This is a genomic window from Mycobacterium sp. ZZG, from assembly GCF_054786995.1.
This window is the reverse complement of the sequence record NZ_JBTBFV010000003.1, coordinates 1-12491: the sequence shown is the minus strand read 5'-3', so window position 1 is coordinate 12491 and position 12491 is coordinate 1. Positions and strand designations below refer to the sequence as shown.

Here is a 12491-nt window from a genome sequence, read left to right as displayed (position 1 = left end):
CTCCGATCTACCCGTTCAGCGCGGTCGTCGGCCACGACCGGCTTCGCCTGGCGTTGATGCTGTGCGCTGTTCGGCCCGACATCGGTGGAGTCCTGATCCGCGGGGAGAAGGGCACCGCGAAGTCGACTGCGGTGCGCGGCCTTGCGCAGGTGCTGGCCGCTGCGTTCAGGACGGCCGGCGACGAGGGCGGGCAGCTGGTGGAACTGCCGATCGGCGCCACCGAGGACCGGGTCGTCGGATCCCTGGACCTGCAGAAGGTGTTGCGAGACGGCGAACACGCGTTCTCGCCGGGGCTGCTGGCGCGCGCACACCGCGGAGTGCTTTACGTCGACGAGGTCAACCTGTTGCACGATCATCTGGTCGACGTGCTGCTGGACGCCGCGGCGATGGGGCGGGTGCACATCGAACGGGACGGCGTCTCGCACAGCCACGACGCGCGGTTCGTGCTCATCGGCACGATGAATCCCGAAGAGGGGGAACTGCGTCCGCAGTTGCTCGACCGGTTCGGGCTCACCGTCGACGTGGCGGCGTCGCGCGACGTCGATGTCCGTGCCGAAGTGATCCGCGCCCGGCTGGCCTACGAGGCAGACCCGGCCGCGTTCGCCGCCCGGTACGCCGCCGAGGACGCCGAACTGGCCGCCCGGATCGCGGCGGCACGGGCGTTGGTCGCCGAAGTGGTGTTGCCCGACAGCGAGTTACGGCGCATCGCGGCACTGTGCGCAGCCTTCGACGTCGACGGCATGCGCGCAGACCTGGTGGTGGCTCGCACCGCGGTGGCCCACGCGGCGTGGCGCGGTTCGACCCCCGGGGCGAGCCAAACGACGGGTGACGTGACGGTCGATGAAGAGGACATCCGTGTGGCTGCCGAACTCGCGCTGCCGCACCGCCGCCGCCGCGACCCGTTCGATGATCCCGGACTGGACCAGGATCGGCTCGACGAGGCCATGGAGCAGGCGGCCGAATCAGCAGAGGCGCAGCCGGATCCCGAGCCGGACCCGGATCCGTCCGGCGGCGGGGCTCCCGAGTCTGAGCAGCCTTCTGATGGTCAAGGGCAGCAACGCCGTTCAGGTGCGCCGCCGCGCCAGAGCGCACCGCCGTCGACCACCTTCAAAACCCGCGCTCTCGTCGTCCCCGGCGTCGGCGAAGGGGCGCCCGGGCGTCGCTCCCGGGCACGCAACCGGACCGGCACCGTGGTGTCGGAGACCGCCGAGCCGGACGCCGGCCACGGGATGCACGTGTTCGCCACGCTGCTCACGGCCGCGGGCCGGCAAGCCGGTCCCGGCGCGGTGCGGCCCGCCCCCGACGACGTCCGACGCGCGGTCCGGGAGGGACGCGAGGGCAATCTGGTGATCTTCGTCGTCGACGCGTCGGGGTCGATGGCGGCGCGGGACCGGATGTCGGCCGTCGCGGGTGCCACCCTGTCGCTGCTGCGGGATGCCTACCAACGCCGGGACAAGGTCGCGGTCATCACGTTTCGCGGCCAGGACGCCAGTGTGCTGCTGCCGCCGACGTCGTCGGTGTACATCGCGAGCCGGCGGCTTTCGCGCTTCGACACCGGCGGCCGGACACCCCTGGGGCAGGGGCTGCTCGCGGCACGCGACATGGTGGTCCGGGAACGTGCCAGGGACCGCGCCCGTCGCAGTCTGGTCGTGGTGCTGACCGACGGCCGCGCGACCGGCGGGCCGGACCCGCTGGGGCGCGCGCGGACCGCGGCGGCCCGGCTCGTCGCCGAAGGCGCGGCCGCGGTGGTCGTCGACTGCGAGACGTCCTACATCAGGCTCGATCTGGCACAGGAGCTGGCTCGTCAGCTCGGCGCGCCGGCGGTGCGGCTGGCCGAACTGCGGGCCGACAATCTCACCTCCCTGGTCAAGGCGCAGGCCGACCGGGGCGCTGCATAGGAGGTGGCGCGATGCCACAGGGGCAACCGCTGACTGTTCCCGACGATGGCCTGACCACCCGCGCGCGGCGCAACGCTCCGCTGCTGGCGGTGCACACCGGGCCGGGCAAGGGTAAGTCGACGGCCGCGTTCGGAATGGCGCTGCGCGCGTGGAACCAGGGCTTCGACATCGCGGTGTTCCAGTTCGTCAAGAGCGCGAAGTGGAAGGTCGGCGAAGAGACCGCGTTGCGCGAACTCGGCCGCGCGCACGACGAGCGCGGGGTCGGCGGTCCGGTGGAATGGCACAAGATGGGCGCCGGCTGGTCGTGGACGCGCAAGGCGGGTTCCGAGGTGGACCACGCAGCCGCGGCGGCGGACGGCTGGGCCGAGATCGCGCGCCGCCTCGGCGAGGAGCGCCACGACTTCTATGTGCTCGACGAATTCACCTATCCACTCAAGTGGGGCTGGGTGGACGTCGATGAGGTGGTCGCCACGCTAACGGCCCGTCCCGGCACCCAGCATGTGGTGATCACCGGCCGCGACGCGCCGCAGAAGCTGCTCGACGCGGCCGATCTGGTCACGGAGATGACCAAGGTCAAACACCCGATGGACGCCGGCCGCAAGGGCCAGAAGGGCATCGAGTGGTGAGCGCCGTCCCCCCCTGCGCGAGCGTGCGTGTCTGCGACCGACACGCCGTGCATTTCCCGAAGAAAGCGCACACTCGCACCGCATTCGGCGCACGCTCGTTCGGTTTCAGCTTGTACTCGTCCCGCGCCGGCGCACGTTGGTCGGCCTCTCTCACTCACCCGCCATCAACGCAGGTTCGTCCCAGCGCGGCGCACGCGTGTCGCCCAACCGGTGGTACCGCCGCCGAGCGTGCGCAATATTCGGAGTTTCCGCGGAGTGTCGCCCGCAGACACGCACGCTCGCGCAGGTGGGGGAGCGGCGCGTGAGCACCCCGGCCGTCGTGATCGCCGCGCCGGCTTCCGGCAGCGGGAAGACGACCGTGGCCACCGGGCTGATGGGCGCGCTGGGCCGGGCCGGCCGCCGGGTGGCGCCGTTCAAGGTCGGACCCGACTTCATCGACCCGGGCTATCACGCGCTGGCAACCGGCCGGCCGGGCCGCAACCTCGACCCGATGCTGGTCGGCGAGCCGCTGATCGGGCCGCTGTACCGGCACGGCAGCGACGACGCCGACATCGCGGTGGTCGAGGGGGTGATGGGACTGTTCGACGGCCGCATCGCCGACATCGCTGCCGGCCCGGCCCGGGGCTCCACCGCACACGTGGCGGGGCTGCTCGGGTCTCCCGTGGTGCTCGTGGTCGATGCGCGGGGCCAGAGTCACAGCATCGCCGCACTGCTGCACGGTTTCGCCACGTTCGACCGGTCCGTGCGGCTGGCCGGGGTGATCCTCAACCGGGTCGGCTCGCCCCGCCACGACGACGTGCTGCGCCAAGCGTGTGAGCAGGCCGGGGTGCCGGTGCTCGGCTCCATCCCGCGCGCCGACGAACTCGCCGTCCCGTCGCGCCACCTCGGCCTGGTCACCGCCGTCGAACACGGCCGCCGGGCCACCGCCGCGGTCGCCGCGATGACGGAGCTGGTGGCCCGCCACGTCGACCTCGACGCCGTCGTCGCCGTCGCCGCCAGCCGAGTCGACGGTCCGTCGTGGACCCCGTCCCAGTGCGCGCCGACCGAGCGGGTCACCGTCGCGCTCGCGGCGGGCCGGGCGTTCACCTTCGGATACGCCGAGCACCGCGAGATCCTGACCGCTTCGGGAGCTGATGTGGTGGACTTCGACCCGCTGGCGGAGCCGTTGCCCGAGGGCTGCGCGGCGCTGGTGCTGCCCGGCGGGTTCCCCGAGGAGTTCGGGCCGCAGCTGTCGGCCAACGAACCCGTGCGGGCGCAGATCAGGGCGCTGGCCGGGCGCGGCGCCCCCGTGCACGCCGAATGCGCCGGCCTGACCTACCTGGTGGACGACCTCGACGGACACCCGATGTGCGGCGTGGTGTCCGGATCGGCGGCGTTCACCGACTCGCTGACGCTGGGTTACCGTGACGCGGTGGCGGTCGCGGACTCGTCGCTGCACGCCGTCGGAGACCGGGTGGTCGGTCACGAATTCCACCGGACCACAGTGAAATTCGCCTCCGACCGGACACCCGCATGGCGCTACGCGGGCCGCGGTGGACGCCCGGTCGAGGACGGCGCGGTGCTCGGCGGGGTGCACGCCGGCTATCTGCACACCCACCCTGCCGCGCACCCGCAGGCAGTCGCCCGCTTCGTCGCGGCCGCGGCAACCTCTAAGCTCGCCGGGTGAGTTCGGCGGACGCGAGGAGCAGTGTGAGTTCCGAGAACGCCTATCTGGTGGGCCTTCGTCTGGCCGGCAAGAAGGTCGTCGTCGTGGGCGGGGGCACCGTCGCGCAGCGGCGCCTGCCGCTGCTGGTCGCCAGCGGCGCCGACGTCCACGTCATCACCAAGGCCGCCACCCCGGCGGTCGAGGCCATCGACGGAATCACGCTGACGCTGCGCGAGTTTCGTGAAGGCGACCTGGAGGGCGCCTGGTATGTGATCGCCGCCACCGACGACCCCGCGGTGAACGCCGCGATCGTGTCCGAGGCCGAGCGCAGGCATGTGTTCTGCGTGCGCGCCGACGTCGCGGTCGAGGGCACCGCCGTCACGCCGGCGACCTTCGACTACGAGGGTCTGTCCGTCGGCGTGCTGGCCGGCGGCGAGCACCGTCGCTCCGCCGGCATCCGCACCGCGATTCACGAGGCCCTTGCGCAGGGCTTGATCGGGGTGGACAGCTCGGCGGCGCCGGGGGTGACGAAGGGCACCGTCGCTCTGGTCGGCGGGGGACCCGGGGATCCCGAGCTGATCACCGTGCGGGGCCGCAGGCTGCTCGCGCATGCCGACGTCGTGGTCGCCGACCGGCTCGCCCCGCAGGACCTGCTCTCCGAGCTCTCGCCCGAGGTCGAGGTGATCGACGCGGCCAAGATCCCGTACGGGCGCGCGATGGCGCAGGACGCGATCAACGAGGTGCTCGTCGCGCGGGCCCGGGAGGGCAAGTTCGTCGTCCGGCTCAAAGGTGGCGACCCGTTCGTGTTCGCCCGCGGGTACGAAGAGGTGATCGCGTGCGCCGAAGCCGGGGTTCCGGTCACCGTCGTACCGGGTGTGACCAGTGCCATAGCGGTCCCCGCGCTGGCCGGGATACCGGTCACGCACCGCGGTCTGACCCACGAGTTCGTGGTGGTCAGCGGCCATGTTGCGCCGGACCACCCCGAATCGTTAGTGAATTGGGATGCGCTGGCCGCGATGAGCGGCACCATCGTTTTGCTGATGGCTGTGGAACGGATCGAACAGTTCGTGGAAGTGCTGCTAAGAGGCGGCAGACCAGCGAATACGCCGGTTCTGGTGGTTCAGCACGGCACGACCGCCGCGCAGCGGACTTTGCGAGCGACGCTCGCCGACGCCCCTGAGCGGATCCGGTCCGACGGCATCAGGCCCCCGGCGATCATCGTGATCGGCGCTGTGGCCGGCTTCGGGGCTTAGAGGATTCTTAATATTACTGTAGGGTAGCCCGTTATGACGGCTCTCAACGATGCGGAGCGTGCCGCCATCCGACGTGATGCAGAGGGCAGGGACAAGCGGGGCTCGGAGCGGGCCCCGAAGCGAGCCCTGCCCGCCCGCGTCACGGGGACGGGTGAGACGGCCGGCGGCCGCGGAGGCGACGGAGCACGAGTTGGCAAGACACCGGCATGGTTGCCGTCGCGGCGCTTCATCGCCGCGGTCATCGCGATCGGCGGCATGCAGCTGTTGGCCACGATGGACAGCACCATCGCCATCGTCGCACTGCCGAAGATTCAGGATGAACTCAACCTCTCCGACGCGGGCCGCAGCTGGGTCATCACCGCCTATGTGCTGACCTTCGGCGGCCTGATGCTGCTCGGTGGCCGACTCGGCGACACCATCGGCCGCAAGCGCACCTTCATCGTCGGCGTCACGCTGTTCACCATCGCCTCGATCCTGTGCGGCATCGCATGGGACGAGGCCACCCTGGTCATCGCCCGGCTGCTGCAGGGGGTGGGCGCGGCGATCGCGTCGCCGACAGCGCTGGCGCTGATCGCCACAACGTTCCCGAAGGGCCCCGCACGCAACGCGGCCACCGCGGTGTTCGCCGCGATGACCGGCGTCGGCTCGGTGATGGGCCTGGTGGTCGGCGGCGCGCTGACCGAGGTGTCCTGGCGGCTGGCGTTCCTGGTGAACGTGCCGATCGGGCTGATCATGATCTATCTGGCCCGCAAGACTCTGCGCGAGACCAACCGCGAGCGCCTGAAGCTCGACGCGGCCGGCGCCCTGCTGGCCACCATGGGCTGCACCGCGGCGGTGTTCGCGTTCTCGATGGGCCCGGAGGCCGGCTGGGTCTCGCCGGTGACCATCGCCTCGGGCGTCGCCGCCGTCGGCTGCCTGCTCGCATTCCTGTGGGTCGAGCGCACCGCCGAAAACCCGGTCGTGCCGTTCGAGCTGTTCCACGACCGCAACCGGGTCGCCACGTTCGCGGCCATCTTCCTCGCCGGCGGCGTGATGTTCACCCTGACCGTGACCATCGGGTTGTACGTGCAGGACATCATGGGCTATAGCGCGCTGAAGGCGGGCGTCGGCTTCATCCCGTTCGTGATCGCACTCGGCATCGGGCTGGGCTTGTCCTCGGCGCTGGTGTCGAAGTTCCCGCCCCGGGTGCTCGTGATCGGCGGCGGCGTCCTGGTTCTGGCCGCGATGCTCTACGGCTCGACCCTGGACGCCGGAATCCCGTACTTCCCGAATCTGGTGCTGCCCATCACGATCGGCGGCTTCGGTATCGGCATGATCGTCGTGCCGCTGATGATCTCGGCGATCGCCGGCGTCGGCTTCGACCAGATCGGCCCGGTGTCGGCGATCGCGCTGATGCTGCAGAACCTCGGCGGTCCCGTGGTGCTCGCGATCATCCAGGCGGTCATCACGTCGCGCACGCTGTACCTCGGCGGCACCACCGGCCCGGTCAAAGACATGAACCCCGCGCAGCTGCACGCCCTGGATCAGGGCTACGCCTACGGCCTGCTGTGGGTGGCCGCGGTCGCGATCGTCGTCGGCGGGGCGGCGCTGTTCATCAAGTACACCGCCGAGCAGGTCGCGCACGCCCAGGAAGTCAAGGACGCGATCGACGCGGGGGAGCTCTAAGTCCCGAAATCCGCCGGAAGGTGCGGGGTCAGTAAGGTGTTCGCCTGTGATCACCCGCATGTCCGAGCTGTTCCTGCGCACGCTGCGCGACGACCCGGCCGACGCCGAAGTCCCGAGCCACAAGCTGCTCATCCGGGCCGGATACGTCCGGCCGGTCGGCCCCGGCCTGTACAGCTGGCTGCCTCTCGGACTGAAGGTGCTGCGCAAGATCGAGAAGATCGTGCGCGACGAGATGGACGCCATCGGGGGACAGGAGATCCTCTTCCCGGCACTGCTGCCGCGTGCGCCCTACGAGACCACCAACCGCTGGACCGAGTACGGCGACACCCTGTTCCGGCTGCAGGACCGCCGCGCCAACGACTACCTGCTCGGGCCCACCCACGAGGAGATGTTCACCCTCACCGTCAAGGGTGAGTACTCGTCGTACAAGGATTTCCCGCTGCGGCTGTACCAGATCCAGAACAAGTACCGTGACGAGGCGCGGCCGCGTGCCGGCATCCTGCGCGGCCGCGAGTTCCTGATGAAGGACTCGTACTCGTTCGACATCGACGACGCCGGCCTCAAGAACGCCTACATCGCCCACCGCGAGGCCTATCAACGGATTTTCGACCGGTTGATGGTTCGCTACGTGATCGTCTCCGCGGTGTCCGGGGCGATGGGCGGCAGCGCCTCGGAGGAGTTCCTGGCCGAAAGCGAGGTCGGTGAGGACACCTACGTGCGCTGCGTGCAGTCCGGCTACGCGGCCAACGTGGAGGCCGTCATCACCACCGCGCCCGAACCGATCCCTTTCGACGGCCTGCCCGACGCCGTCGCCCACGACACACCCGACACCCCGACCATCGCCGCGCTGGTCGACTGGGCCAACGGCGCGAACCTGCCGAGCTTCTCCGGGCGGGCCGTCACCGCCGCTGACACGTTGAAGAACGTGCTGATGAAGGTGCGGGAGCCGGGCGGGGACTGGGAACTGCTCGCCGTCGGGGTGCCCGGCGATCGCGAGGTCGACGACAAACGCCTCGGTGCGGCGCTGGAACCGGCCGAGTACGCGATGCTCGACGACGCCGACTTCGCCCGCTACCCGTTCCTGGTGAAGGGCTACATCGGCCCGAAGGCGCTGTTGGCCAACGGTGTTCGCTACCTGGTCGATCCGAGGGTGGTGGACGGCACCTCCTGGATCACCGGCGCCGACGAGTCGGGCAAGCACTACGTCGACCTGGTCGCCGGCCGCGACTTCACCCCCGACGGCACCATCGAGGCCGCCGAGGTCCGCGAGGGTGACCCGTCCCCGGACGGCGCCGGGCCGCTGGTCGCCGCGCGCGGCATCGAGATCGGTCACGTGTTCCAGCTGGGTCGCAAATACGCCGATGCGTTCAGCGCCGACGTGCTCGGCGAGGACGGCAAACCGGTGCGGCTGACCATGGGCTCGTACGGCATCGGGGTGTCGCGGTTGGTCGCGGTGATCGCCGAACAGCACCACGACGAACTCGGCCTGCGTTGGCCGTCGTCGGTGTCGCCGTTCGACGTGCACGTGGTGATCGCCAACAAGGACGCCGACGCGCGCACCGGCGCCACCGAACTGGCCGCTCAACTCGACCGGCGCGGTGTCGAGGTGCTGCTCGACGACCGCACGGCCTCGCCGGGGGTGAAGTTCAAGGACGCCGAACTCCTCGGGGTGCCGTGGATCGTCGTGGTGGGCCGCGGATGGGCCGACGGGGTGGTCGAGCTGCGGGACCGTTTCGGCGGCGACAAGCGCGAGATCCCCGCGGCGGAGGCGGCCGAGCTGATCAGCGCCGCGCTCGCCGGGGCGTGACGGGAGGCTCTATTCGGTTCCGCCGGGGAACGCGACGGTGACCGAGGTGTCTCCGCGGATCGTGCGCCACCGTGCGGCGGTGATCGCGCATTCGGTCAGTGCGGTCACGCCGAAGGCTCGGACGTCCTGGTCGGTGGCCTGCTCGACAACGGCGCGCCAGGCCACCGCGGCGTCCTCCTCCATCGTGATCGCGAGGTTGACCGCGTCCTTCGGTGTGTCCACCTCCGACGGCATCCGGTAGCCGGCCGCGGGCAGGGCGGGCTCGACCCCGCGCTCCTCCAGGAGGGCGACGGCCGCTTCGCGCCGCTTGCGATGCTCTGCCATCGCGTCCGAGACCAGGTAGTTCACCTCCGGAGTCGAGTGCGCGGACACCAGGCCGTACCCGTAGATGGTGGCGTGCTCGGTGGCCAGGGCGTCGAACAGCGCGCCGTCGGCCGCGTCGTCGGGCCGCGACGGCGCGTCCGGGCGGGGTGAGGTCATCGCGCACCCCCCGCGCCGGCCAGGGCGACGGTGTAGGCGCACGTGCAGGAGGCGGCGATGGACGCCAGCAGTCCGGCCCGGTATCCGGACAGCGCGCCGGCCGCGGCCGCGGCGCTGTCAGCCGACGTGCGTAGCGCGCCGATCACGTCGTCGACCCGCGGTTCGGGCACCGACGCCGGGGTCGACGTCGTCGTGGCGGTGGCGCTGGTGGTCGGGGCGGCCTGCCCGGTCATGCGCACGATCTCCTCGGCCAGCGCCTCGGCGTGCGCCGAGCGCTGCGCGGCGACCTCTGTCAGCGCGTCGGCGAGCTGTCCGCGCGACGTGGTGGCGAGGTCGCCGGCGAGCCGGCTGTCGGAGCGGGCCCGGTCCAGTGCGGTGGTGAGATCGTCGAGGTCAGGGGGAGGCGACGGGGCGCCGCAGGCCGCAGCGCCGACACCCAAGGCGGCCAGGGCGGCCGTACCGACGAGCACACGTCGACGGCTGACGGTCGGCGGCTGGCTCGGCACGACCACATCCTGCCACCCCGTCCCGGTGCCGCGTGCTTTCGGTCCTTGACCCCTCGGCGCTGGCGTATCGTGGGGTGTCGGATTCGCAGGAGCCCTTCCTGCGGGCCGTGTCCGGACAACTCAAGACGAGGAGCTCGCCGTGGCGGAGCGGTCTGCGGGATTACCGTCGCAACGACAGGTGGTCGAACTGCTCGACGGCGAATTCGCGCGCGCCGGATACGACATCGAGGACGTGGTCATCGACACCGCCGCGCGTCCGCCGCGCATCACCGTCGTCACCGACAGTGATCGGGGCCTGGACCTCGATTCGATCGCCGAACTGTCCCGCACGGCGTCCGCGCTACTCGACGATCTCGACACCGCACCCTACGTGCTCGAGGTGACGTCACCTGGGGTGGACCGCCCGCTGACCACCGAGAAGCACTACCGCAGAGCGCAGGGCCGGCTCGCCCGGATCGCGCTGGTCGACGGCTCGACGCTGACCGGCCGCATCGGCCGCGTCGGCGACGGCACCGTCGGGGTCGTCGTGCGTGAGGCCCGGAACAACCTGACGGTCCGCGACATCGCGATCGACTCGATCGCCGAAGCTGTTGTCCAGGTGGAGTTTTCGCCGCCGAACCCACGGGAGCTGGAGCTGGCCGGCGTCTCCGGAGAGGAAGCCTGAGCATGAACATCGACATGGCGGCCCTGCATGCCATCGAAGCCGACAAAGGAATCACCGTCGACGTGGTGGTCGACACCATCAAGACGGCGCTGCTGACGGCCTACCGGCACACCGAAGGCCACGAGCCCGACGCCCGCATCGACATCGACCGCAAGACCGGCGTGGTCAAGGTCATGGCCAGGCAGACCGATCAAGACGGCAATGTGCTGCACGAATGGGACGACACCCCTGAGGGTTTCGGCCGGATCGCGGCGACCACGGCTCGGCAGGTGATCCTGCAGCGCCTGCGCGACGCCGAGAACGAAAAGAACTACGGCGAGTTCTCGGCCCGCGAGGGTGACATCGTCGCCGGGGTGATCCAGCGCGATGCCCGCGCCAATGCCCGCGGTCTGGTGGTGGTGCGGATGGGTAGCGAGACCAAGGGTTCCGAGGGCGTGATTCCGGCCGCCGAACAGGTGCCCGGTGAGAGCTACGAGCACGGCGACCGACTGCGCTGCTACGTCGTCGGGGTGACCCGCGGGGCCAGGGAACCGCTCATCACGCTGTCGCGGACGCACCCGAACCTGGTGCGCAAGTTGTTCTCGCTGGAGGTGCCCGAGATCGCCGACGGCTCGGTGGAGATCGTCGCGGTGGCGCGGGAGGCAGGGCACCGCTCCAAGATCGCCGTCGCGTCCAGGGCGCCCGGGCTCAACGCCAAAGGCGCCTGCATCGGGCCGATGGGGCAGCGGGTGCGCAACGTAATGAGCGAGTTGTCCGGCGAGAAGATCGACATCATCGACTACGACGAGGACCCCGCCCGGTTCGTTGCCAACGCGCTCTCGCCGGCCAAGGTGGTCTCGGTGACGGTGATCGACGAGGCCGCACGGGCGGCGCGGGTCATCGTGCCGGACTTCCAGCTGTCCCTGGCGATCGGCAAGGAAGGTCAGAACGCGCGCCTGGCGGCGCGGCTGACCGGCTGGCGCATCGACATCCGCAGCGACGATGCGGCGGCCGAAGGGCATCCCGGCCCGTCCGCGCACGCGCCGCGACCGGAGAGGTCCGGCGAACGGTCCGGCGAACACTGAGCCGACACCACTGGCCATTGCGCACCGGTTTTCCTCTCAGCACTGCGGTGACGGTAGACTCAGCCGTGGTCCAGCGCGAGACATCGGCTCGGATGCGGAAAAACACCGTCAAACCCTCGGGTGCACCGGTGCGGACCTGCATCGGATGCCGGAAACGAGAGCTGGCCGTCGATTTGCTCCGGGTTGTCGCTGTCGACTCCGGGAATGGCGAGCACGCCGTGACCGTTGACGAAGCGAGACGGCTTCCTGGGCGGGGCGCTTGGCTGCACCCCGATCCGGGTTGCCTGCAAGCCGCAGTTCGGCGGCGGGCGTTCAGCCGAGCGCTACGGATCACCGGTTCACCGGACATCACCGCGTTGTCCGACGCGTTCCCGACCGGGGGCGCCACGACACACTCGGGCTAGAGAACAGGTAAGCGAAGAACATGAGCACACCGTGAAGTCCCGATGACCATGCGTCATAGCTAAACCGAGGCGCGGCGCCTACCACCGCTGTCGCCTCCCAGACAGGAGATGTAGTGGCAGGTAAGGCCCGCGTGCACGAGTTGGCTAAGGAACTCGGTGTCACGAGTAAGGAAGTGCTCGCCCGGCTCAGTGAGCAGGGTGAATTCGTCAAGTCGGCGTCCTCGACGGTGGAGGCTCCCGTCGCGCGCCGGCTGCGTGAATCGTTCGGCGGATCCAAGCCGGACAAGTCCGCCGGTGCCGCCGGCGGAAACGGCTCCGCAGCAGCCGCGGCCAAGCCGGCCGCGCCGCAGAGCCGGCCGGCGCCCAAGCCCGGCCCTCCCGTAGTCCAGCAGCCCGCGGCACCGGCCGCACCGCCTGCGCCTCCGGCACCGCCGGCCGCGCCGGCGCAGCCCCCGGCCGCACCGCCCAGCCCGGCTGCC

General features: G+C 70.6%; 12 protein-coding genes. 10 read left to right on the top strand and 2 right to left on the bottom strand.

Going from position 1 to position 12491, the window contains the following annotated elements:
• Window positions 1–56 precede the first annotated feature (56 nt).
• The 6 genes from ACXMYJ_RS02720 to ACXMYJ_RS02695 all read left to right on the top strand — a co-directional run bounded on the left by ACXMYJ_RS02720 (window position 57) and on the right by ACXMYJ_RS02695 (window position 8894).
• A complete protein-coding gene (locus ACXMYJ_RS02720) occupies window positions 57–1898 on the top strand; it encodes a VWA domain-containing protein (protein WP_260758055.1) in 1842 nt (613 codons plus the stop codon).
• An 11-nt stretch (window positions 1899–1909) separates the two neighbouring features.
• Window positions 1910–2524 (top strand): cob(I)yrinic acid a,c-diamide adenosyltransferase, encoded by a 615-nt coding sequence (cobO, locus tag ACXMYJ_RS02715; RefSeq protein WP_260751572.1) that lies wholly within the window; start codon window positions 1910–1912, stop codon window positions 2522–2524.
• 301 nt (window positions 2525–2825) lie between these two features.
• A complete protein-coding gene (locus ACXMYJ_RS02710) occupies window positions 2826–4190 on the top strand; it encodes a cobyrinate a,c-diamide synthase (RefSeq protein ID WP_460353818.1) in 1365 nt (454 codons plus the stop codon).
• A gap of 23 nt (window positions 4191–4213) precedes the next feature.
• Window positions 4214–5422, top strand: a complete 1209-nt coding sequence (gene cobA, locus ACXMYJ_RS02705) for a uroporphyrinogen-III C-methyltransferase (protein ID WP_260751574.1) — start codon at window positions 4214–4216, stop codon at window positions 5420–5422.
• A 33-nt stretch (window positions 5423–5455) separates the two neighbouring features.
• Complete coding sequence (locus ACXMYJ_RS02700) at window positions 5456–7087, top strand: MFS transporter (RefSeq protein WP_260751575.1); 1632 nt, start codon at window positions 5456–5458, stop codon at window positions 7085–7087.
• 46 nt (window positions 7088–7133) lie between these two features.
• Window positions 7134–8894, top strand: a complete 1761-nt coding sequence (locus ACXMYJ_RS02695; RefSeq protein ID WP_260751576.1) for a proline--tRNA ligase — start codon at window positions 7134–7136, stop codon at window positions 8892–8894.
• A 9-nt stretch (window positions 8895–8903) separates the two neighbouring features.
• Here the strand turns inward: ACXMYJ_RS02695 and ACXMYJ_RS02690 are convergent, their stop codons facing one another.
• Together ACXMYJ_RS02690 and ACXMYJ_RS02685 are read right to left on the bottom strand one after the other, a co-directional pair.
• Entirely contained in the window at window positions 8904–9374 is a 471-nt protein-coding gene (locus ACXMYJ_RS02690; RefSeq protein WP_260751577.1) for a ferritin-like domain-containing protein, read from the bottom strand.
• Entirely contained in the window at window positions 9371–9880 is a 510-nt protein-coding gene (locus tag ACXMYJ_RS02685; protein WP_260751578.1) for a hypothetical protein, read from the bottom strand. Before ACXMYJ_RS02685 ends, ACXMYJ_RS02690 begins: the two co-directional genes overlap by 4 nt.
• A gap of 139 nt (window positions 9881–10019) precedes the next feature.
• Here ACXMYJ_RS02685 and rimP point away from each other — a divergent pair, with 139 nt between their 5' ends.
• The 4 genes from rimP to ACXMYJ_RS02665 form a co-directional block, all read left to right on the top strand.
• On the top strand, window positions 10020–10544 hold the full coding sequence (gene rimP / locus ACXMYJ_RS02680) for a ribosome maturation factor RimP (protein ID WP_260751579.1): 525 nt from the start codon (window positions 10020–10022) through the stop codon (window positions 10542–10544).
• Between the two features lie 2 nt (window positions 10545–10546).
• Window positions 10547–11608 (top strand): transcription termination factor NusA, encoded by a 1062-nt coding sequence (nusA, locus tag ACXMYJ_RS02675; protein ID WP_260751580.1) that lies wholly within the window; start codon window positions 10547–10549, stop codon window positions 11606–11608.
• Window positions 11609–11700: 92 nt separating this feature from the next.
• Window positions 11701–12012, top strand: coding sequence for a YlxR family protein (locus ACXMYJ_RS02670; protein ID WP_396884386.1), 312 nt, complete (start codon window positions 11701–11703; stop codon window positions 12010–12012).
• 113 nt (window positions 12013–12125) lie between these two features.
• Window positions 12126–12491, top strand: a 366-nt coding sequence (locus tag ACXMYJ_RS02665; RefSeq protein WP_460353811.1) for a translation initiation factor IF-2 N-terminal domain-containing protein, incomplete at its 3' end; no start/stop codon positions are given.